This window comes from Candidatus Neomarinimicrobiota bacterium (assembly GCA_022560655.1).
Classification (GTDB): domain Bacteria; phylum Fidelibacterota; class Marinisomatia; order SCGC-AAA003-L08; family TS1B11; genus JADFSS01.
On the sequence record JADFSS010000032.1, the window covers coordinates 1 to 23,675 of the forward strand.

The 23,675-nt window shown below is 56.3% G+C and carries 16 protein-coding genes and 1 pseudogene; 10 read left to right on the plus strand and 7 right to left on the minus strand.

Features of this window, described 5'->3' with window-relative positions; translation table 11 throughout:
* Positions 1-173, plus strand: a 173-nt coding sequence (locus tag IH971_06300) for a hypothetical protein (protein ID MCH7497443.1), incomplete at its 5' end; no start/stop codon positions are given.
* A 273-nt stretch (positions 174-446) separates the two neighbouring features.
* Here IH971_06300 and IH971_06305 read toward each other — a convergent pair.
* The 3 genes from IH971_06305 to IH971_06315 form a co-directional block, all read right to left on the minus strand.
* Positions 447-770: a hypothetical protein gene (locus IH971_06305; protein MCH7497444.1), complete on the minus strand. Its 324-nt coding sequence runs from the start codon at positions 768-770 to the stop codon at positions 447-449.
* Positions 771-1,285: 515 nt separating this feature from the next.
* The gene (locus IH971_06310; GenBank protein MCH7497445.1) at positions 1,286-1,660 is read right to left on the minus strand and encodes a DoxX family protein; all 375 of its coding nucleotides are present in this window, start codon (positions 1,658-1,660) and stop codon (positions 1,286-1,288) included.
* Positions 1,661-2,102: 442 nt separating this feature from the next.
* Positions 2,103-2,588 (minus strand): DUF1643 domain-containing protein, encoded by a 486-nt coding sequence (locus tag IH971_06315; GenBank protein MCH7497446.1) that lies wholly within the window; start codon positions 2,586-2,588, stop codon positions 2,103-2,105.
* A gap of 436 nt (positions 2,589-3,024) precedes the next feature.
* On the opposite strand from IH971_06315, the gene IH971_06320 reads away from it, so the two are divergent.
* The 7 genes and pseudogenes from IH971_06320 to gltB all read left to right on the plus strand — a co-directional run bounded on the left by IH971_06320 (position 3,025) and on the right by gltB (position 17,589).
* A complete protein-coding gene (locus IH971_06320) occupies positions 3,025-4,191 on the plus strand; it encodes an FAD-dependent oxidoreductase (protein ID MCH7497447.1) in 1,167 nt (388 codons plus the stop codon).
* A gap of 232 nt (positions 4,192-4,423) precedes the next feature.
* Positions 4,424-5,017: pseudogene (locus tag IH971_06325) on the plus strand (SDR family oxidoreductase).
* Positions 5,018-5,396: 379 nt separating this feature from the next.
* Positions 5,397-7,397, plus strand: coding sequence for a hydantoinase/oxoprolinase family protein (locus tag IH971_06330; GenBank protein MCH7497448.1), 2,001 nt, complete (start codon positions 5,397-5,399; stop codon positions 7,395-7,397).
* Between the two features lie 5 nt (positions 7,398-7,402).
* Entirely contained in the window at positions 7,403-8,977 is a 1,575-nt protein-coding gene (locus IH971_06335; GenBank protein MCH7497449.1) for a hydantoinase B/oxoprolinase family protein, read from the plus strand.
* Positions 8,978-9,378: 401 nt separating this feature from the next.
* Positions 9,379-10,665: a M20/M25/M40 family metallo-hydrolase gene (locus tag IH971_06340; GenBank protein ID MCH7497450.1), complete on the plus strand. Its 1,287-nt coding sequence runs from the start codon at positions 9,379-9,381 to the stop codon at positions 10,663-10,665.
* Between the two features lie 511 nt (positions 10,666-11,176).
* Positions 11,177-12,169: an NAD-dependent epimerase/dehydratase family protein gene (locus IH971_06345; GenBank protein ID MCH7497451.1), complete on the plus strand. Its 993-nt coding sequence runs from the start codon at positions 11,177-11,179 to the stop codon at positions 12,167-12,169.
* A gap of 947 nt (positions 12,170-13,116) precedes the next feature.
* A complete protein-coding gene (gene gltB / locus IH971_06350; protein MCH7497452.1) occupies positions 13,117-17,589 on the plus strand; it encodes a glutamate synthase large subunit in 4,473 nt (1,490 codons plus the stop codon).
* A gap of 368 nt (positions 17,590-17,957) precedes the next feature.
* Here the strand turns inward: gltB and IH971_06355 are convergent, their stop codons facing one another.
* The 4 genes from IH971_06355 to IH971_06370 all read right to left on the minus strand — a co-directional run bounded on the left by IH971_06355 (position 17,958) and on the right by IH971_06370 (position 22,359).
* A complete protein-coding gene (locus IH971_06355) occupies positions 17,958-18,953 on the minus strand; it encodes an HD-GYP domain-containing protein (protein ID MCH7497453.1) in 996 nt (331 codons plus the stop codon).
* Positions 18,954-19,721: 768 nt separating this feature from the next.
* Entirely contained in the window at positions 19,722-21,587 is a 1,866-nt protein-coding gene (locus IH971_06360) for an adenylate/guanylate cyclase domain-containing protein (protein ID MCH7497454.1), read from the minus strand.
* Between the two features lie 138 nt (positions 21,588-21,725).
* Positions 21,726-22,001: a transposase gene (locus IH971_06365; protein ID MCH7497455.1), complete on the minus strand. Its 276-nt coding sequence runs from the start codon at positions 21,999-22,001 to the stop codon at positions 21,726-21,728.
* A 61-nt stretch (positions 22,002-22,062) separates the two neighbouring features.
* Positions 22,063-22,359, minus strand: a complete 297-nt coding sequence (locus tag IH971_06370; GenBank protein MCH7497456.1) for a transposase — start codon at positions 22,357-22,359, stop codon at positions 22,063-22,065.
* A gap of 286 nt (positions 22,360-22,645) precedes the next feature.
* Between IH971_06370 and IH971_06375 the strand changes: the two genes are divergently transcribed.
* Both IH971_06375 and IH971_06380 read left to right on the plus strand, forming a co-directional pair.
* A complete protein-coding gene (locus tag IH971_06375; GenBank protein MCH7497457.1) occupies positions 22,646-23,377 on the plus strand; it encodes a class I SAM-dependent methyltransferase in 732 nt (243 codons plus the stop codon).
* A gap of 97 nt (positions 23,378-23,474) precedes the next feature.
* Positions 23,475-23,609 (plus strand): helix-turn-helix domain-containing protein, encoded by a 135-nt coding sequence (locus IH971_06380; protein MCH7497458.1) that lies wholly within the window; start codon positions 23,475-23,477, stop codon positions 23,607-23,609.
* Positions 23,610-23,675: the final 66 nt, after the last annotated feature.

A 23,675-nucleotide genomic window follows, 5' to 3' on the forward strand; every position in this document is an offset into this window, starting at 1 on the left:
AGAATGCCTTTCAATACGAAACCGAACATTACAGCAGTGACACACCCGGCAACGATCAGTGGGGCGACTTCAAACCCCGGCGCCTGCGGAATACGCTTCCCCTGTATATCGACAACTTGCTCTATTCCGATAAGCGGGATGTATTTTACGGCGTGACCTTCACGTGGAATTAGAGTCACGGCGCGTTCCGTTTTCCTGCCTCACCAGGGAGAAGCGGATGGGGTAGAAACAGCATGATGATGGACCCTTGTAGCCATCACAAATCGTTAATAGCCAAAGGCCTCGGTGATTACACACCGAGGCCTTTATCGTTGTTCCTGAGCTTGTTGGATTGTCTCTTCGGGTAAGACAACCAGAGGAGATCATACCATGAACGGGAAACCGCCCGGTTTGTTGCCGGCGGTATGCGCGGTCATGTCGCTGGTGGGCAGTATGGTAGTTGTCGACTAAAGTTTTTCACCGGAAAATACTTCAGGAGGAGCAAGAACACCCGCTTCCTTCATAGCCTCTGCAAGGTCTGGAGATTCAAGCATTTTCTTCATTCCATCAGGAGCTCCTTCTAGAACAATAAGTAAATTATTCTCATCGCCCACCTTTCTATAAACTCCTACATCACTCAGTCCAGCAGCTGTTCTATTGACTTTATCATCATCAAAAAGCGGCTTCCATTTATCAAAACTCTCAACAGGGTGACTTAGATAAAATCGTGCCATGAATTTCTCCCGACCTGGTTTAGTTAATAATACATAGATTGATTTATCATCAAGCAAAATTAGTAATGGAGGTGTTTTGGATCAAAGCCATTTGGACAGTTGGGGCCAAAAACTGAGGGAAACATGATCCGTTTCCAAGGTTTAGCTGACGGCTCATCTGATGCCCCCCCTTGAGATTCCCCCACCTCTTCCGTACCATTAGCCGTCCAGGGTCCTAATCCCTGCCACCATCTGCAGTGGGACCTCGCTTGGTCTAGGGAGGGGTTCTGGGCGCTCTTTTGCCCTTGCGGATAAACCAGGTGATGGCCAGCACGTGAACCGCTATCAGTCCCCCGACGGCGAGCAATCCCATGAGGCTTTCAGTCACGTTCTGAGTCCTGCATCCGCCGGAAGCTAAGAGCCCGCCGCGAAATCACCAACGGTTACCCAATCTTTCCACCCCGGTTGAGTCAGGAGTCTATCGGACGACTCTATGGCCCCCAGGATGCCCCCCCTGCTGTTCAAGCAGGTGCGGGGTCGTTTGACCTACATGGGCTGAGGGGCAGTTACCCTTGGAGGCGCTGGAGAAAGATTCAGGTGACGTCGTTACCTTTGAACAGGAAGTAAATGCCGATGGTAGCTGTAAGCAACTGAAGCTCCATACCACCCATGGGTTTGGCATCCGTGGCCGTGAAGAACCAGCGTGGCCAGTGCACCATGACAATGGCCCCCAACATGATACCGGCAATGATGAGACCGCCGACGCGGGTCAGCAGCTCCTTTCCGAAAACGCCGACAATCATGAAAATTCCGGCTGACAGTTCGACCACGCCCTGCAGCTGCCAGATGGGTGTTGGAAACATCCCCGGACCCATAAATTTCGAGACGCCATGGGAGATGAAGATTCCCGCCAGGGCCAGCCGCGGCAGCCAGTGGACCAGCGGAGCATAACGATTGAGTAATTCCATGAGTTCCTCCTCTATCTTGTGGAAAGCTTAGATCATTATGTGACCGGAGTGTAGAAAAATTTTTCAGCACGCCACCCTGCAGGACCACCCTCTCACGCCCTGCATAGCATCGCGTCCGTCGGCGCAAGACCATTGCGTATGATGGAAGACATCCTTTCCGACGTAATTAGCCGGTATGATCCTGGTGGCCATCACCGCAACCATCGTGGTGGTGACCGCCCGGTTTCGGGCAGGGGGACAGAAATAAATACCGGTGACCACCAGCATCGTGGGGCTGAGCACTGGGAAGGGGCGGTCCAGGCCGTCTCACTGTCTGCGGATCACGCTCGGGTCGGGGAAGCCAGACGAAGGTGAAGGCGAGCCAGTCACCCGCTGTTCAGGGTTCATGCCTAAAAGGGGCGGACGGCCATAATACTGTCGAGCTGCCGGCCCCACAATCAAATCAGAGATCTACCCGCCATTTAATAGGATGGACATCTGCTGGCAAATACAATGGGTGCATGGGGTGCCCAGCTTTGCTTAGTCCCAGATGCCACAGATGTCCCCCCATTGACGAGATGAGCTGCAAAACGCGGCCATGCCTGTTCATATGTGCGCCGCTTACTCCCCAGGCGGCTATGGTGAGGCTGCACCGGTCTATCACCGCTAGGATAGACTGATCATTATCCACCCCGACAGGATCAACTGCCATTTTCAGATCGTTGGGATCGGTGGTACAGAACGCAAACAGGTTGGCTACATACAGTTTCCCATATCCCCAGCGTTGAGCGAATCTGACACAGCGCCGGATGGTCGGATCATCTTTTTCAGCTGTTGCGGTGGAAGGATTGAGCATAATGAACGCGCACGATTCGTTTGATACCGCCCACTCTCTGGATAGCCAGTACCTATAGTTTCCGTCAGAACTGAATTGAGCGTCACCCGTCACTACCGCCCCGCGACATGATTGGCCTTATCCCCAGAAGTTGGCCCAAGATCCAAGCTGGATTTCTTGGATCGATTCAATAGCGCCATTTCCCTCAAGAAAGTACTGCTGAAATACCCTATCGCCTAGACCGCTCCAGTTTGGCTCCAGGCTGCTGGACTAAGGGCGTTGCAGCTGATTCTATAGGATTCATCAAACTGGAATCTCCACCGGCTTAGGAGATCTCAGCGGGCGTCTAATGAGGGCACCTGATCCCTGGGGGAGAGCGGAAGGATCAATCGAAGGGCGCTTCAATCGAGGCGTCAGCTAAACCTTGGAAACTTGAAATGTGTCGCATAGTTTTAAGCCCAGGTAGCTCACATTGGATTGACGACGTACGCACAACCTCATTCTATAGAGACCAAGATTTGAGACCATGAAAAGAGGAGGTATGAAATCAATGTCAAAAACAATTATAATTGTCGGCGGCTCATTTGGGGGCATCAAGGCAGCCTGGAGTTTGCGCCATCTTCTTGATGTCAAGCATCGAATCCTGATCATTTCAGACAAACCACGCACAACTTTCCGGGCCTCTTTTCCCAGAGTTCTTTTTGAGAACCTCGACCCAGAAAAGATCACGATGGATCTGTCGAATAACTTTGATGACACTGGCATTGAATTCGTCTGTGATCCGATGACAGCCATTAATCAGGATAACAACGAGGTAATCTGCCAGAACAACCGTTATCTGTTTGACTATCTGATCTTGGCTACAGGGGTCCAGCACGCATACGAGCTTCTACCTGGCTCGCGCGAGTTCGGCCTTTCTGTTTGTGACCCGGCAAGAATATTAGAAACAAGAGAAGCATTGCTCAACTTCGAGAAGGGTGAATTCTTCGCCGGCGTTGGCGCGGGGTACACTCCCTGCGACGGCCCACCGATGGAAGTTCTAATGGACCTCGACCATCTCTTGCGTGAAAAAGGTATACGTGACAAAACGAGACTTCACTATATCACCGACAAGGGTCACCTATTACCTCCCGGAGGTCCTGAGGTGTGGAAATACCTGGATGACCATTTTATGAAACGTGAAATCAACGTCCACCTTGAAGTTTTATTAGTAAAACTCGACAAAAACACTCTCTACTTTAAAGACGGTAAGACAATGCCCTATGATATGTGCCTACTGGTGCCACCCTATCGCGGTATCCCGGCGATGCAAAACTCCGGTCTCATCGATGAACGTGGATTTGTTCCGGTGCACATGAAAAATATGCTCGCAAAGGAGGCCAAGCACCGGAATATCTACGCCGTTGGAGACTGCATTGGTAACCCCGGCCCCAAGCAGGGCCATTTGGCATTCATGCAGGCTACCGTCGCTGCAGAGCATATTGCCTGGAGAGTTAATCAGAAAGGCTTAGTGAGAATGTACCTACCTGAATTTCGCTGTGTTATGGATCAGGGAGGTGGCAAAGGGCTATATATTTATTCGCAATACATGTCAGAAGGAGATGGGTTGAAAATTGAGCTTGGCGAAGAAATGTATAAGTCAAAAATTCGATTCGAAGAGATCTTTATGGAAAAAAAGGGTGACATTGGAGAACTCCATCTTCAGATGATGAAATAAGAACTTTGCAGGGCGTCAGCCTGGAATCCTATTCAATTACCCTGCCGGCCCCTACATCGCCCGCCTGGCGACTCCCGAGTACACCAAGTCCATCAAGATGGTGCTGCTGAAATAGGGCGAGCTGGGTAAGGGTGGATTTTGTTAATGGCTCGGTCACCCGCTATGGACCGACGGTGTAAGAAACAGAGGAAAATTAAAACATGGCGATATCCGCGCGCATCTCGGGGGTTAAATGAATTCCCAACCAGTAGCGATTATCACGGCGGCTGGCAGTGGCATCGGTGCAGGCTGTGCCAGGGTATTAGCTGTCAGGGGATATCGTGTCGTACTCATGTCGCGGACTGAAGCAGCTACAGGAGTGGCACAGGAGCTGGGGGGCATCGGATTCCAGAGCTCCCTCACTTCAGATGCTGATCTTCAAAATCTTGTGGCCGTGGCAATCGGAGAGTATCATCGCATCCATGCCGTAATTAACAGCACGGGGCACGCCTCAGGTTCTACCGGTTATAGCGATGAGCGTCTCGATCATTCTGGCGGCGGCTGGAGGTGGGGCGATTGGGAATATTTCGGCTTTGGGCCGCTGTTGAGCCAAACTATGCGTACCCTGCTTCATCAATGATCCGTGGGGCTCTGTCCGGCTTCACAAGGCTATACGCTGACAGATATGGCAAGTCTGGAATTCGGATGAACAATCTACTTCCTGGGTACCTGTCAAATTGGGAATGGCCAGAGTCCCTTCTGAAAGACATTCCTGCTGGCAGAGCCGGCACGGTGGATGAGGTGGGTCCGGGTTGCCGCTTTTTTGCTCTCTACGGATGCTGCCTAGATCACTGGTCAAAACATTACGGTGGATGGCGGCTTTACGCGCAGGACATGATCGGGGCAGGGGGTGAGGGGGGCGTAAATTCGGATCCGATTGAAATCTGTGCATCAGTTAATCTACCCTAAAAGCATGGTGTGTCAGATCGGGCTGCTTTTGCTTGATGAAATGTTGATTGATGCCGCAAGACGGGGACCAGCCTATCTCAAGTCTCGGGAATCGCGTACCGTTTTCCCGGGTGCCTCGGCATACGCATGATGACAGGAATTCGACGTACTCCTCTTAGAAGCCTCAGGTACACTGGCAGAACCCGACCGGCTCGGCTTACAGACCACGCGGACGAAATGGGCGGCGGGACTAGGGACGCCGGCCGAGGGTAACGGAGATGCCTGATACGCTGATTATTGGGGTCGATACAGGCGGTACTTTCACCGACTTCGTCTATATCACCGGGGACGATATGGTGGTCAGGAAAATCCCCTCCACGCCGGAGAATCCCGCCCAGGCCGTGCTGGAAGGACTGCAAGGCATTGCCGCCGATGGCCGGCAGTTGCTGGTCGTGCACGGCTCCACGGTGGCAACCAATTCCCTGCTGGAGCGGAAGGGCGCATCGACCCTGCTGATCACAACCGCCGGATTTGAGGATGTCATCGAGATTGCCAGGCAGAACCGGCAGGATATCTACGACCTGAATGTGGACGGTGTCGAACCGTTGATACCCAGGGAGCGCCGCCTCGGCGTGGTCGAGAGGATAGGCCCCAGGGGCGAGATTGTCACGGCCCTCACGGACGATGAACTGGCCCGCACGGTCGCGGCCGTGAAATCAATGAATCCCGAAGCCGTGGCCGTCTGCTTTCTGCATAGTTATGCCAACCCGGACCACGAGAAGGCCGTGACGGCGGCGCTGCGCGAGGTGAGCCAGGCCTTTATCAAGTCGTCCCATGAGGTGCTGCCTGAATTCAGGGAGTACGAGCGAACCACCACCACGGTTATCAACGCCTACCTTGGGCCTATCATGGACCGCTACCTCGCCCATCTTGAAGAGCATTTCACTGATGGGCCCATCCGCATTATGCAAAGCAACGGCGGTGCGGTTTCCATCGGTGCGGCGAAGGAGCGGCCCGTCGTTACGGCCCTGTCGGGTCCCGCCGGGGGTGTAGTCGGGGGCTTCGAGCTGGGCCGGCTGGCAGGCTATGACCAGCTCATCACCTTCGACATGGGCGGCACCAGCACCGATGTGAGCCTCTGCCCGGGCGAGCTCCTCTATACCTCGGAGGCCACGGTGGGGCCGCTGCCTATCAGGATTCCGATGATCGACATCCATACCGTGGGGGCAGGAGGAGGATCGATGGCCTACCTGGACGATGGCGGAGCCCTACGGGTAGGACCTGAAAGTGCGGGCGCCCGGCCCGGGCCAATCTGTTACGCTCTCGGCGGCACCCGGCTCACTGTCACCGATGCCAATCTCTATCTGGGACGTCTTTCGGAGGAACATTTCCTCGGAGGGGAACAATCTCTGGATAGCGCAGCGGTGGCATCAGCCATGGCATCCATGGCCGGCGACATGGGCATTGCGCCCACCCGGCTGGCGCAGGGGATTCTCGAGGTTGCCACCGCCGTCATGGAGCGGGCCATCCGGGTGATATCCATTGAGCGGGGCTATGACCCCCGGGAATTCAGCCTGGTCAGTTTCGGCGGCGCCGGCGGCATGCACGCACTTGATCTGGCCCGGGCGCTGCAGATACCCAGGGTCATCGTCCCGCAGGCGGCAGGAGTAGCCTCGGCCATCGGGATGCTCCTGGCCGACGTTGTCCGCGATTACAGCCAGACGCTGCTGTGGCCGGCAGAGGAGGCAATATCGTCCAGGCTGGAGGCCGAAGTTGGCACGCTAACCCAGCTCGCCCGGGCGGATTTCGCAGCCGAAGGGATATCCGCCGGCGACATCACTTATGCACCCATGGTGGAGGTGCGCTACGTGGGCCAGGGTTATGAAATCCGGGTGAACCTGACCCACGACCTGGTGGCCGATTTCCACCGGGCTCACCACCAGCGCTACGGCTACAGTGATCCCGGGCGGCCGGTGGAGCTGGTGAACCTCCGACTCAGGGCCACCTCGGCCGCCCCCAAGCCGTCCTTCCGTCCCCGGCCTCTGGGCGGTACCGATCATAGCGCGGCCGTAGACGGCAAGGTGGAAATCGTTTTCGGTGAGCAGCAAGTGCAAGCCGAGCTCATCAGACGGGAGCGGCTGCGGCCGGGGAACCGCTTTCAGGGGCCAGCCCTCATCGTGGAGTATTCGACCACGACAGTGATACCGGTGGATGGCTGGTGCGCCGTGGATCACTACGGCAACCTGCTGCTGACCTTCGAGGAGCCGGCCGCCCCGTGACCCTCGTGGCAAATCCGGACCCGGTTCTGCTGGAACTGTTCCGCAACATGTTTGAGTCGGTTGCGGAAGAGATGGGGATGGCCCTCTGCAGGACCTCATTTTCGCCCAACATCAAGGAGCGGAGAGATTACTCCTGCGCCGTGTTCGATGGGGATGGCAAGCTGGTGGCCCAAGGCGATCACATGCCGGTGCACCTGGGATCGATGCCGCTGTCGGTGCGGGCGGTCCTTGACGAACTGGAGCTTGAGCAGGGGGATGTGGGGATAGTGAACGATCCCTTTGCCGGCGGAACCCATCTCCCCGACATCACCCTGGTGCAGCCGGTATTCGCCACAGAGGATTCGGCGCCGGCATTTTATGTAGCCAACCGGGCGCATCATTCCGATGTGGGGGGTATGACCCCCGGTTCCATGCCGCTGGCGACGTCAATTTACCAGGAGGGGCTGCGCATCCCGCCGGTCCGGCTGGTGCGGCATGGGGACATCGCGTCCGATGTGCTGAGTCTGGTGCTGGCAAACGTGCGCACCCCTGTCGAACGGGAAGGCGACCTGACGGCCCAGCTGGCGGCCAACAGGACCGGCGAGCGGAGGCTGCTGGCGATCCTGCAGAAATACGGACCGGAGGTCTGCAATGCATACATGGCCCACCTGCAGCATTATGGCGAACGCATGATGCGTCAAACCATCCGCGATCTGCCGGACGGGGAATATCGCTTTGAGGACGTGATGGACGACGACGGCTACGGGAACGGTCCCCTGGCCATCAAGGCAGCCGTCACTATCGCCGGGGATGATGCCAAAGTCGATTTCACCGGCACGGCCGCGCAGACCGTGGGGGGGATCAATGCCAACTTCGCCATCACCTTGTCGGCTGTCTATTACTGCTTCCGGGTGCTCATCCCTGGCCGGGTGCCCTCAAATGCCGGCACGATGCTGCCCGTCAGGATAGTCGCGCCGGAAGGGTCATTGGTGAATGCCAGACTACCTGCTGCAGTCGCTGGGGGCAATGTGGAAACAAGTCAGCGCATCGTGGACACGGTGCTGGGAGCTTTGGCTCAGGCGGCGCCAAACGTGATACCGGCAGCCTCCAGCGGCACCATGAACAACCTCACCGTTGGAGGTATCGATCCCCGCACCGGCGAGCCGTACGCCTACTACGAGACGGTTGCCGGCGGCATGGGTGCCCGGCCGTCCAAGGCTGGCTTGAGCGCCACCCACACCCACATGACCAACAGCCTCAACACGCCCATCGAGGCGTTGGAGCATGCCTACCCTTTCCGGATCGTCCGCTACGCCATCCGGCGGGGGAGTGGAGGCAAGGGGCGCTTTGCCGGCGGGGATGGCATCGAACGGGCCATGACGATGCTGGGTCCGGCAGAAGTGACCCTGCTGTCGGATCGCAGAACGAGTCGCCCCTGGGGTTTGGCGGGGGGTGAGGCCGGCGCTTCCGGCGAGAACAGTCTGCACAGTTTGGATGGTGGGGTGGAGCAGCTTCCGGGCAAGTTCAGCCGCATGGTGCCCAGGGGCACCACTCTCCGCATCCTGACGCCGGGGGGCGGAGGACACGGCAAGGCCCGTTAGAGGTGGAACGGCTGGGGCACAAGACGCCTCCCTGATCCACATAGCGCGCCTGGTGAGACCCGAGTACACCCGGTCCATCAAGATGCCTTTGTCCCGCAGAATGCGGGGGTGCTGCTGAAGTAGGGAAAGGCCCGCCTTTCAGGCTTGAAATAGCCTCCCACCCGGATAGCTGCCGGATACGCTGCCAATCTTGCCGTCCAAAGGTTGCTAGACCGATGGTCTGGCGGCACGGTGCCACCGTCATCGTAACCAGGGGCACATGAGACGAGTATGCAGGCACAAGAAAGCAGCCTCTGTCAAGAGGCCTCAGGGTGATCGCCCGGAGGGCTTTTGCTATCAGATTGTCTACAGCTCTAATATCCAGGCATGTATAGCACCACCCATGATCCGAAGGAAACAGTATGACCCATCTCCGCGCCGCTCTTACACTGACCCTATTGATCGCACCACTCGCCGCACAGGGCCTCACCCCCAATGAACAAAAAGTCGTGGATGCGGCCAGAGCTTCAGTGAATGACGCCCTCACCTTCCTGGAGAAAGTGGTCAACATCAACAGCGGAACGCTGAACGTCAAGGGGGTCCGTAAAACAGGCAAGGCCTTCGACAAGCCGTTCAGGCAGCTCGGCTTTGACACCCGGTGGATTGGTATGCCAGCCGAGATGCAGCGGGCCGGCCATTTCTTGGCGAGCCGCAAGGGCAACCGTGGCGAGCGCTTGCTCCTCATCGGCCACCTCGATACGGTTTTCGAGAGACGGTCGCCTTTCCAGAAGTACCGCCGGGAGGGCGACACCGCCTACGGTCCCGGGGTGAACGACATGAAGGGGGGCAATGTCGTTATCCTATATGCCCTGAAGGCATTACACCAGACCGGCAACCTCGACGGCACGACCATTGCCGTTATTCTCCACGGCGACGAGGAGAAGGTCGGCTATCCGCTGTCTATCTCCCGGCGGGATATCCGCGCGGCCGCCGAGCAGAGCGATCTCGCTCTGGGCTACGAGGCACGTATCCCGGGCACCGGCACCATTGCCCGCAGAGGCTCCAGCAATTGGCGGCTGGAGGTAGAGGGCAAGCAGGGACATTCGTCCAATATCTTCGGCGAGAAATACGGCTCCGGGGCCATCTTTGAGGCCAGCCGCATCCTGAACGACTTCCATGAGCAGATGCGTGGTGAACAGTACCTTACCTTCAATCCCGGTTCTATCGTTGGCGGAACCGATGTCACCTACGATATCCCCACCACAACCGGCCACGCCTACGGCAAAACCAATATCATTGCCCGGAAGGTAATCGTCGATGGTGGACTGAGGTTTATCACTGAAGAGCAGAAGGAGGCGGCCCGGGAGAAAATGCGCGCCATTGTGGCCCAGAACCTGCCGCAAACATCGGCCGTGATATTCTTCGAAGACCGCTACCCCGCCATGCCCCCCACTGATGCCAGTTACGCCCTGCTGGCGGAAATGGACCGTGCCAGCCGCGATCTGGGCCATGGTCCCGTGGAGGCTTTCGATCCCGGTGCGCGGGGCGCCGCCGATATCGCCTTCGTGGCCGATCTCATCGCTGGCTTGGACGGTCTCGGTGCTGTCGGAGAAGGTGGCCATACGCCCAAGGAGTCCCTGGACATCCCCGAGTTCATCAAGACCCTCGAGCTCTCGGCGCTCCTGCTTTACCGGCTGACACACCCGTAACCCCTGCTAGTCGCGGTTTCAGGTATTAGGCGCTCCCGTCGAGAAGCGAGTTCGGTAGCATACGGAATGTCGGGTACGCTGCCCAGCCCTCTCCCCCATTCCTCATTCTATTTCAGGCATGCAGAACTCCTGCTCGAACGGCCAGGGAGCAGGTTGCGAATTATGGGGTTTCCTAGCTGTATGGTGGGGGTGATGCCCGTCCTTTTTTTCCGGAGGCTTTTGTTATTCGGCGGCGCTGCGCGTATATTTAACTCGACCACGGCGCCAACACGATGTCCCAAGAATCCAGACTGTCCAGCTTCATCGCTGAGCTGCAGCCCCGCCGGGACCGGGCGCTGACGGCCCGAGGGCGGCAATAGGAGGCGCTGGAGGCCTACAAGGAGCACTTGGACCAACTGCAGGACGCCGACGATGACGTCCCCTACCTCATCGCCGCGCGGAGTAAGCTGTTGGGCGCAGGTGACCCACTTGCCTCCAAACCACAGTATTTGTCGATAGGAACAAAATCGCGATGAGATATTTTGTCACCGGTGCCACTGGCTTTATCGGTGGGCGAGTAGCCCATCAACTGCTTGAAGCCGGACATGAAGTCGTGGCCTTGGTTCGCAACCCACGCAAAGCACAGCATCTGGTAGAAATGGGCATAGCAATCGCTCCGGGCGATATAACCGACCAAGAGAGCCTGCGGCTACCCATGCAGCATGTGGATGGCGTGTTTCACATCGCGGCTTGGTTTAAAGTCGGAGTTAGAGATAGACGATCGGCGGAGGGAATCAATGCGGGGGGAACGCGGAATGTCCTCGAGCTCATGAGAGAATTTGGAATCAAGAAAGGGGTCTACACCAGCACCTTGGGGGTTTTCTCCGATACGAAAGGGGAGCTCATGGATGAGACCTACCGCTACGAAGGGCCACACTTGAGCGAATATGACCGGACAAAATGGTTGGCCCATTACGAGGTGGCTGAGCCAATGATGAAAGCGGGCCTGCCCCTTGTCATTGTCCAGCCCGGTCTGGTCTATGGACTGGGAGACAGCGGTCCTCTGGGGCAATTACTTAAACAATACCTGCTGGGCAAACTGCCCATGTTGCCACGGAAAACCACCTTTTGCTGGGCACACGTCGACGATGTGGTACGCGGCCACATTCTAGCTATGGAAAAAGGCCGGCCAGGGGAAAGCTATATTATCGCGGGTCCGCCATACACTCTCGAAGAGGCCTTCGCAATTGCAGAAAGGATAACGGGGATAAGGCCACCACTCCTTCGTGTTCGTCCAGCTATGTTGAAATTTATGTCCAAGATAATGAGGGTTTTGGGTGCGGTTGTACCCGTGCCTGAAATGTATTCAGCCGAAACCTTGCGGGTGGCCGCAGGGGTCACCTATCTGGCAAGCAATGCGAAGGCGAAACGCGAGCTGGGCTATGCCGTGCGGCCGCTTGAGGAAGGTCTGCGGGAAACACTCACACATATGATGGCGGAGCTGGGGATGTCCCCTCCTGAGTGATGCCAGAAGTGGCCCTGATGGTCGCACTGACTTCATTATCCCTGCGGCAAGGTGAGGGTTTTTGGAAATCGCTCGGAAAATATCCAAGCTTACCGGCGCATCCAGCTAACCGTGCTGGTACGGCACAGCTTCGTATAAGGCGTTCGGCCAGCGACTCAACATCAAGGGGTTCGACGGGGGTATCGACGCACAGTATTATATAACGCGGCACTGGTATGTCGAGACCGATGAAGACCTGGTTCCAGGTTCGCAGGAAGCGGATGAAAAAATCCTATAATTTCTACGCCACTGGCTCGATGGGACTGCCAGTTGTTCCACACGTCCCACCCGAAATCCGGATAGTTGCATCATCGGGCGTTACGATAGAACGGGAGAAGAGCCCGTGTATATGTCCCCGGATAAGATCGTGGGCTGGAGCATAACGGATGTACGGGTACCAAACACCACCTCAGTTACTCCGAGATCTGGCAGTATGCCTTAATCTGCGCATAGCAGACGATGGCGTCCAGGTCACCCGGTCCATCAAGATGCCCCTGTCCCGCAGAATGCGGGGGTCCTGATTAAGTAGCCTCCCGGCAGACGACGGTCTTGCCCCAGGATGCAACCTGAGCGCGTTTCCCGCCTGAAGGCTGGTCCTAAGTGCCACCCCTTGACCTCCCTCCACTTTCTCTCTAGCATTATCCGCCCGGGGCCCTATCCCTCGCTCTCCTGCTCCGGCCTGGTGTGAGAGTTGGCACTACGAAGGAGGGGGCCTGGGCATTGATCTCGCTCCGGGCTCCCATGACCCAGGCGGTCCGCAAAGGCCAATTTTGGGTGACCCCTTGACAATCACTCAATGATCGTTTATCATACGCTACCTCCCTGACTGAGCGCGGCCACCAATACATAATTGTTCTGCGCCTTCGTTGTACCGGGGGAATGCACTTTTCGAAACTGATTGGGAGCCTATGTCCACATCCGTCGCAACACGATTCCCGCTCTACGATGCCCGACGGGAGCACGATGCCTGTGGTACCGGCTTCATCGCTGAGATTTCCGGAACGCCGAGCCGACGGGTAGTGACCCTCGCCCTGCAGGCGGCGACCCGTCTGGCCCATCGCGGCGCCCGGGGTGCTGACGATGAAACCGGGGACGGCGGCGGCATCATGACCGATATCCCCCGGGCCCTGTTTGCGCGGTTCGCGGAGGAGTCTTGCTCCTATCACGTCGGCGAAAATGACACACTCGCGGTCGGTATGATATTTACCACCAGGAAAAGCCGGCAGGCCCTGCTGGGTGCCTTCCGGAAGCACGCAGACAAGGCCCGGTTCAAATTCCTGGGCGCCAGGGATGTTCCAATTAATCGCAAGGCCTTGGGTAAGCAGGCGCAGGCGACCTGCCCACTGATTATTCAGGTTTTCCTGATAGTCCCACCCGGCACCGAACGTCCCGTTGAGAGCGAACTGTTCCTGTTAAGGAAGGCTGTCGAGAGCGAATTCAGCCGGATAAAGGATACCTTTATCTGTTCACTTTCTTCGCGCATCATCGTATACAAGGGGCTGATAAAAGCGGAAAACCTGGACCGTTTCTACCCCGACTTGATTGAGCCCGATTATCTGGCCAAGGTGGCCCTGTTTCATGAGCGTTTCTCGACCAATACGCTCCCCAACTGGCATATGGCCCAGCCCTTCCGCATGCTAGCCCATAACGGAGAGATCAATACCATCAAGAGTAACCGCTTGTGGATGCAGGCCCGGGAGCGGGAAATGCAGTCGCAATTTTGGGGGTCTGATCTGGAGACCCTCAAGCCCATCGTAACCGATGAGGGCAGCGATTCCTTCAGCCTGGACAATGTGCTGGAATTTCTCATGCGGAGTGGCCGCGGAATGTTCCGCAGCCTGATGATGATGCTGCCGGAGCCGTACCGCAAGCATCCCAACATGGATCCTGCCCTGCGTGATTTTTATGTCTACCATGAAAACCTCATGGAAGCCTGGGATGGCCCGGCGGCGTTAGTGGTCACGGATGGCAACTTCGTAGGCGCCAAGATGGACCGGAACGGGCTGCGACCCTTGCGCTATACGGTTACCAAGGATGGATTGGTTGTGATGGCATCGGAGGCCGGGGTTGTGGATGTGACCCCCGAAAACCTGGTGTTTCATCACCACATGATGGCCGGCGAACTGTTTTCCCTTGCCCTGGATGGCCGGGGATTCATGGAGAATGCCGCCATTAAGACCGAAGTGTCGAGCCGGGCGCCCTATACCAGGTTGATCGCTGACAGCGTTCAGATCATAGCGCGGCGCGCTGACCGCGATGAGTTCGACGAGTTGGCTGAGCCACACACCGGCCCCGGCCCGGCCACCCTGGCCGCTTTAGGCTGGAGCGGGGAAGACCTCGATCGCTACCTGATGCCCATGGGCAAAAGCGGGCGCGAGCCGTTGGGCTCCATGGGGGATGATACGCCGCCGGCTATCATCTCACGAATGCCGCGCCGATTCTACGACTATTTCAAACATGCCTTTGCGCAAGTCACCAATCCGCCCATCGATCCTATCCGGGAGCGCTCGGTCACAAGCCTGCGACAATACCTGGGCGGCGAAGGCAATCTTTTAGGTACCAAGCCAACCGTCGGAGAATCGCTGCGGGTTGAAAGCCCCGTCCTATCCCCCCGGGAACTGGCCCTACTCGCCAGTCCTGACACCGGTTTTCGGGCCCGCACCTTCAGCAGCCTCATGGCATCCGGGGATCGCATTGAGCCGTGGCTGGAAGGCCTGCTGGGTGACTGCGAACAGGCCGTTTCGGAAGGGTACCGGCTGCTGATCTTCAGTGACGAGGGCATCAGTCCGGATACCCTGCCAGTGCCGATGCCCCTGATCATATCGGCGGTACATAACCACCTGATCAAGCAGCGGGTCCGCAGCAAGGTGTCCCTCATATGTCGGGCGGGGGACTTGGTAGAAGACCATCATGTAGCGGTCCTGATATCGTTGGGCGCCAGCGCCATTTATCCGTATATGGCCTACCGCCTCATCAGGCAGTATTACGATGAGGATGACTGGGCGGCCTATTTGGGACGCTACCGCTATTCCCTGGAAGAGGGCCTGATCAAGATCATGGCGAAATCCGGTATATCCACAATCAGCAGCTACCATGGCGGTATGTTGTTGCATGTTATGGGACTATCAGCGGGAATCCTGGACAGGTATTTCCCATCGCTATCAAGCCCGATTGGGGGGATCGGGCTGGAACAACTCCAGACCGATCTGGCCCGCAGGACCCTGGAGGCCTTTGGGGGCAGCCTGCAGCGGCTCGCCGACCACGGGAGGTTCCAATACCGCAAAAAGGGCGAGAAGCATGGTTTCGCGCCGGACGTGTTCAAGTCGATCGGACGGCAGGCTGCGGATTCACAAGTTGATGGGCAGCCACCCCCGGCGGCGCCGGTCTACCTGCGCCATTTTTTCGATTTCAAGGCTACCGATCCCGTCCCCGCCGATCAGGTCGAGGGAGTGGAGGGTATCCTGAAGCGCTTTGGCTCCGGGGCCATGTCGCTGGGTGCCGTATCTGAGGAGGTGCACCGTACCCTGGCAACGGCCCTGCACCGCGTTGGCGCCCGCAGCAATACCGGTGAAGGGGGAGAACAGGCCGACAGGTACGCACTTTCCAACCCTGACAAGTCCGTTAACAGCTTTGTAAAGCAGATCGCCAGCGCCCGATTCGGGGTAACAACCGCCTACCTCTCTGCCGCCAGGGAGATTCAGATTAAGATCGCACAGGGCGCCAAACCTGGAGAGGGCGGCCAATTGCCGGGGCGTAAGGTGACGATGACCATTGCCAGCGTCAGGAATTCTACGCTGGGAGTTCCGCTGATTTCACCACCGCCGCACCATGATATCTACAGCATTGAAGACATCGCTCAGCTCATTTACGATCTGAAGCAGGTCAACCCCCGTGCGGCTGTCTCGGTCAAATTGGTCTCCCAGCCAGGTGTGGGGACCATTGCGGCCGGCGTCGTGAAAGCGGGAGCCGACATCGTGCTAGTGGCCGGAGGCGATGGAGGCACCGGCGCAAGCCCGCTTGGTTCCATTAAGCATACTGGCCTGCCGTGGGAGTTGGGTCTGGCCGAGGTGCACCAGACACTAACGGCGAATGGCCTGCGTTCCCGTTGCACCCTGCGCGTGGATGGTGGTCTCAAGAATGGCCGGGACGTCGTGATGGCGGCTACCCTGGGCGCCGAGGAATTCGATTTCGGGTCCGCTTTGCTGGTCTCCCTCGGCTGCATCATGGCGCGGCAATGCCACCTGAATACCTGTCCGACCGGCATAGCGACACAGGATGAGACGCTGCGCAAGCGGTTCAAGGCCGGACCGGAGCAAGCCGTCAATTACCTCACGGCGGTTGCAAACCAGGTGCGGGCATTGTTGGCTGAGATCGGGGCCTACGGCCTGGGAAGTATCATCGGCCGGACCGATATACTGACGCTGAAGCGCGAGCATGCCGGCTACGCCCGGGAGCGAGGGCTGAACTTCGACACTATCTTGAATCCCGCCGCCAGCGAGGGGCTGCCGTTGCCCACCGCCGCAAAATACCGGCCGGAGCATGTGCGGGCAGAGCAACACCTGGACCACGGCATCATCGCCGAGATCAGACCCCGGCTTCTGACACACGACCATGTTGTCGTGCGGCGGGATGTATGCAACCAGGATAGGGCCGTGGGCACCCGGCTCGCCGGTGAACTGGCATTCCTGTTCGGCGAGATGGGCTTTCACGGCAACATCCAAATGAGACTGCGTGGGATCGCAGGCCAGAGTTTTGGCGCCTTCCTGACCACAGGGATTGAGCTCCGGCTGCGAGGGGCTGCGAACGACTATGTCGCCAAGGGCATGAGTGGCGGCATGATAACGATCCGGTTCGAGAAACAGGTTCGCGAGCAGCATGCCACCCAGACCATCATCGGGAATGTTGCCCTGTACGGCGCCACCGGGGGGACTCTGCTGGTGGCCGGTGCGGCCGGGGAGCGGTTCGCCGTTAGAAATAGCGGCGCCCTCGCCATTGTCGAGGGTGCAGGTAACCACTGCTGCGAATATATGACCCGGGGGACCGTCGTCATACTTGGCCGCATCGGGCTCAATTTTGGCGCCGGCATGTCAGGTGGTGCGGCCTATGTCTACTGCACCGATCCAGGGCAACTGGATAATCTGAACCGGGAGTATGTGCGGGACACCGAGCCTACTGCAAACGACCTCATCCTGGTGCTCAGGGTGCTTCGCGAACATCTATTCCATACTGGCTCAGAGGTCGCCAAGAATATCATCGGCAACTGGGAGGAGGCGCAGGGGGAGTTCGTCAAAATAGTTCCCCTCGCCCTGGATAGGCTAGATTATGAAAAAATCTATGACCATCATGTTGAGGTTCGGTTTAGTGAGCTGCTTAACGAATAACGCCTTAGGACGCCTCCTCAGCGCGTTTCCCGCCTGTAGCCGCACCTTAGAGCCAGCTCCGCCAGCGCTACGGGTTCCCTCAGTTCCTATGGCAACAGCGGATCATACTCAACCCAGCAAGATCGTGCTGCCGAAGTAGGGAAAAGCCCGCTTTTCAGGCCTGATTTGACCTTCCTTCCAGATATGTAGCGGATACGCATTTACCCCTTCCGATTACTTGGCACGGGAGCCTATGTTCCGTGCAGCAGCTCAATTACCATTTTTGGAGCCAGGTTTTCTAGTACGGAGAGTTTGTCGTTCGAGACGGTGGGTTGCACCGGCTCTATCCTGCCCCTTGCAGAGAAAGGCGGTGGAGAAACCAGCTTCGATTAGTGCCCTAAGATCGAGACCAGCGCACGAAATAGATCTTGGTTGTTATGGGTAACCATTTCTTCCTTCATGATCTTTAGAGCTTCAAATGCGGGTAGTGACTTCTTATAGGGGCGCTGCGAGGTGAGCGCTTCGTACACGTCTACGATAGAGCACAGACGCGCGAAGTAGTGGATTTCATCACCCTTGAGACCCAGTGGATAGCCCTTGCCATCGGCCCGCTCGTGGTGCTGGAGGACGATCACCTTGGACTCCTTACTTAACTGTTTCGCCTGCTGCAGCATTTCATAGCCGAAGGCGGGGTGCAGGTGCATCTGCCGCCACTCTTCAACCGTGAGGCTCCCCTTTTTATCAAATATGGAGCTGGCAACCTCGCATTTGCCCAAATCATGAAGGAAGCAACCTGCCCCAAGCTCCTGCATAGACCCGGCAGTCACCCCGCGTGTCCCCTTGAAAATTTCCTTGGCCAGTAGAACGCTCAATACGCCCACATTGACGGAGTGGGTGTAGGTATAGTAGTCTGTTGCCAGTACCTTCATCAGCGTGCGGTTAGCTTCGCCTTCAGCAAGAAGATGATTAACCACGACCGCAATGATCATCTTGCTTTTTTTTATGTTGGGAACCGTGGGATGCTCCAGCAGATTGCTCATCATATCGATCGAGTTGGTGTAAACGACCTCGGCTTTCTCAATGGGCTCCAGCTGTTCATCGTCCATTTCCTGCCGCAAACCATTCAGGATCAACTCCATAGGATCAGGCTCTACAGGCACTGAACTGCCGTTTCCAGCTTGCTTCTTCGCAAGTGAATCGGCGACAATCCGACTTTTCTCGGTATCAACGCTCACTTGCTTTATGCCGCTGGCGGCCAGCTTCTTGATCTGAGCCTGGGACCTGATAATAAACTTGGATTTCGGGAACGGATGACGCAACCAGCCCCCGGAAAGATTGACATACATGCCAACCTTCAGCTTCTCGACGGGGATATTTTTGATCATAACAGGTCTTCGCTACAGTGATGGCTTGAGCTTACCCTAGAGCCCACAAAGACACAAGGATAGCCTTGGATACTTGAGGTTTCATGGGTGCGAATCGTGCTCGATGTAGGGCTAATAATGATCATCCATCCTGGCGGCCTCCACATTGCCCAATTGGTTGCACATAACTACACCCGATCCCATCCGTACGCCCGCTTGCTGCCTGTCCCGAGAGGATAGCGATTTGAGATATGCAGTTTCCTCGGTAAAATGTGGTTGTTTAGAGTTGTTTGGGAACCTGGCCTGATTCTCGACTGAAATAGCACGAAACATAAAATGCCAAGGAGAAACGAGCCTCCGGTCAGCAAATTAAGCGGTCGGGGCGGCGAGATTTGAACACTCGACCCGGCTCGCCGGACTCGCCGTAGACGGCTACGTCGAGACTAGGTGGCTACGGCCTCCCCGTGGCCGGTACGGCCAGGGCCGAGGCCCTGTTCCCAAAGCAGGAAGCCTACAACACTAAAGTTTATATAACCTGTCACTTATGGTCGGTCTTCAAATTTCGCATGCTACATTCCGTATGCCAGGACGCAGCATTCCCTACTTCAGCAGCACCATCTTACGGGTGAACAATTGACCCTCAACCCGGTAGGCGGCATAGTAGAGGCCCGAGGTCGCGCGGCAGGGCTTTCTTCAGCAGCACCAGCTTGATGGATTTGCTATACTCTGGCGTCACCGGCGGGCAATAACGGTCCCATTGATGCCGCCGTCAAGCCACTAAAACTGGCTTCATACCAACCCACCCTTTGGGTCGATTTTTTGCTCCTCAAGCCGAATGTGGCAGATGGGAGTCTGACCGGCCAACCCCTTCAATTCCGCCTGCCCAAAAGACCGCTGGTGCGGAATGGCCCGCAGCGCCTGCTCAATACCGGAATCCTCCAAAAGTCGCCGAGTCAGGACGATATCGCCGCCCTTACCCTGCGATTCCAGTCGCACCGCGGTATTGACGGTGGTACCGAAGTAATCGAGCCGGTCATTTAAGGTGATGGCGACGCAAGGCCCGGCGTGAATCCCTACCCTGAGGGTCAGCTGTACTTCATCGGAGGGCAGCTGGCGTTGGATGGCCACTGCGGCGCTCAGAGCATCAGCAGGCTCTTGAAATACGGCCATGACCGCATCGCCGATCGTTTTGACTACCGCGCCGCCGCTCTCCCGCACCGCCCTGAAAAGTATTTCAAAATGATCTCTCACCAGCCTGTAGGCGGGCGAATCGCCCCGCTCCTGGTACATGGCCGTGGACGACTTTATGTCGGTGAACAAAAAGGTAAGGTTGCGGATAGCAAATTGCTCGTCCGGGGCCAGGGCTTCGCTGCTGAAAATATCCCTGAACTCCTGCAAACTGGTAATGTCTGCTGCCGTAACCACCTCTTTCGTCCAGGAGGCATCTTCGATCAGGTAAGGCACTGCCCGGTCAAGCCGATTTTCCACCACGAATCGTAGGGGTCCTTCCGATGCGGTAACCTGCTCCGGCTGGAACCCATCTGGATTGATGATGATGCCAATGGGCGCATGTGGCGCTGCGGCGGTTTGCGGCTCGACCTCAAGCATGCTGTTGCCGGGGACTTGAGGAGATCGCAGCCGGTAAGTGCCAACGGCAAAATTGGTCTTAATATCGTGTCTACCGGCGGGGCCTACTATGTCCTGAACCAGAATGTGCCGGGTTGCCCAAGGCCCGCCCACGCAATAGCTGGCCACATTAGCCGGTCGAATTTCCGCGGCGGTGTTGAAGGTGACCTCAACGAGCTGGTCAAAATTTGCATCAAAGCTGATGTTGCATGAGGGACAATGAGCTTCACTGCGAAGGTCAGCCAGGCTGGATGAGCGTTTCTTGGCGCCCCGGCATGCTGGGCACATGATATCCCAGGACAACTCCAGGATGCCTTGTCGGGTTGCCTCGAGAAAAAGCCTCAGGACGGCCTTCGGTGGGGCGGCCCAACTCCGGGCCAACATATAGGCACCCATACGATCGCAGAGCGCGATGGGTGCGTTCCTGATATGAGACTTGAATTTTGACAACAACTCGCCATCATATCCTTTCCTGGACAGCTCCGCCATTCCCGCCTCAAGGCGGGCCGTGCCCTTCCGACTGATCTGGCCTTCGGGTTGCGGATAGGGATCAGCTACTTTTTCCGCCACATAGTCAGAGATACGCGCGAAAGCCCGGCTGAACCGGCGCCGAGAGATGACGCCTAGTTGAAAAAGAATGACGGCTCGATACCATGACCGGCGGGGTACGGTCGTTACGCTATAATGCAGCCTGGTTTGCCCTAACCCCTGTCTCCTCATATCCTGGAGTTCAACCTGAACGAACATGGATAAGATGGGACCGTTTTCATACTCCCTTAACACGGAAAAACTGTGCGGCTTGACCCATCCGAAGGGATTCTCACGCCAGCGCAGGTTAACACCGTATATCCTCATACTGACTTCCCGGATGCTGCCCCCCAGGGGATCAGGCCGCTCTCGGATGCGCCAGGGAGGTAGCCCGGTTACCCGATTAAAGGCGTGCGTGTCGCTCACCAGCGGCCACAATTGCGGGGGCGTTCCATTCATTTCAAACACCCAATGAAAGTCGATAGGCTTCGGCTTCGGCATATGATCTAGAAATTTGAGCAGATCATGAATATGGCGACTTTCAAGATCAACAGTTTAGTGCCCCCGTGATTGCACCTGTACTTAGCAGATCGTCAACGCAATATTATCAAAGTGAACACTAAATTGTTGCGACATAATTTACTTCTCCGGGGTAGAGCTTAACAATGACCCCTGCTTCAGCAGTACCACCTTGATCGAGTTGGTGTTGGCGGGCGTCAGCCCAGGGCGGCTGCAGGTGCAACCCTGGTCCCGCAACTCGGTGGTGATACGACGGCTCCCGTGGCGACCCCTGGTGGACTCGAATATGCGCTGGATAGGGTTCAGCAGCGGGCGGTCCTCAGCCGCCCGTCTGTTTTCCCCCCCTCTCGCTCCCAGCGATAGAATCCGCTCCGGCTTACGGCAAAAAGTCGGCACATCTTCTCCACGCCAAATGCGAGGCGTTGAGCGGCCATGAACTGGTACTTCATCTGGGTGTTTACGAGAAAATGGCCAACGCTTTCTCAAGATATCGCGCTCCTCGGCGACACTGGCCAGTGCACGCTCCAATGTGCGTATCCTCTCCTCCTCGGGGTCCGCCAGGATGCCCCGTACCGGGAAAGGCATCGGCTCTGTTGCTCGGGTATTCGTTCATCCAGCTGTACGGCAACTCTACCCGGATGCCCAGGTTGCCGGCTAGCTCCATTGCCGTCTTGTCGCCGAAGAGCAACAGTTCCCCCGCTTCCACCTTGAACTCCCGGGTATACTGCCGCCGTGACCTCTGCTCCTCCATCATGGATGCCTCCCTTGCTATGACAGGGAATCTATGACTTCTTGGCGTGTCCACCAAAAGGTAGCAACTTCAGCCCCTCTGGAAGGAAACATGGTGGGGATGCTCGAAGAGGCATGCAGGCAATGTATTAAATTCAGCTAAGAAGTTTGCAGGCTTATGGGTTCCCGACAATTATTTTAGTGCCAGATCATGTATGGTCCCATTTCATTGTAATAAGTAAATAAACAGATTATTGCCCATGATAATTTTCACGAAAATCTTTTGTGCAATCCGTCCTGAGGTGTAAGTCATGGATTATGCTAATTATATTAATAATATAACGTTCCGCTTGATTAGGCCTAATACGAAACTCCCCAGACGCTTTATGAAGCTATTGAATCACCTGGCTAGGGTGGGTCTTCCTCTTGAAAGTTGGATTACAAGACTTCCTGAGGATGAGCAGGAAATGAGACGCACTCTGCGCAAAGTTTGTAGAGTTCCAAAAATGTCCACGTTTTCTATAGGGGCCATGATTAACCGAGGCGTCTCTCATATGTCTGATGAGCATGTATTCGTCAATATTGGTGTCTGGCATGGATTCACTTTTTTGTGTGGATTAATTAATAACAGCGACAAGACTTGTGTTGGGATCGACAATTTTTCCAGGAAGAGTCAACGTGGTGAGCGGGAAAAGTTTCCCAAGAGATTTAGTAGATATAAGAGTTCACATCATCAATTCTTTGAAACAGATTATCGTGACTATTTCGCTAATATGCATAAAGGAACGATCGGCTTCCTCATATATGATGCTAAGCATACATATGAACTTCAGTTAGAAGCCCTTGCAATGGCGGAACCATTTTTTTCAAAAGATTGTATTATTCTAATCGATGATACAAATGATGATCCTCCTAGACAGGCGACGATGGATTTTATTGCTAATAGTTCCAACCGCTACAAGATTCTATTAGACAGGACTACTTCTCGCAAACCACACCCCACTCTCTGGAACGGTATCATAATATTTCAAAGGATTGGATAATAAGGGCCGGTAACTAATAGTAGTTATTTTGACCTGCCCCCCAAAAGCTGTACCACTTTTTTAAGTTAGGATTTGGCAGCCATGAGGGAGGCAACCCATGCCCACAAAGCGATATACCCCTGATCAGATTATCCATCATCTGAGGGAAGTTGAAGTACTGCTCAGCCAGGGAATGACCATTGAGAATGCCGCTAGACAGATCGGCGTGAGTGTTCAGACCTGCTACCGTTAGCGCAAAGAATGCGGTGGCATGCTCACCAGTCAAGCCTAGCGGCTCAAAGAGTTGGAGCAATAGAAC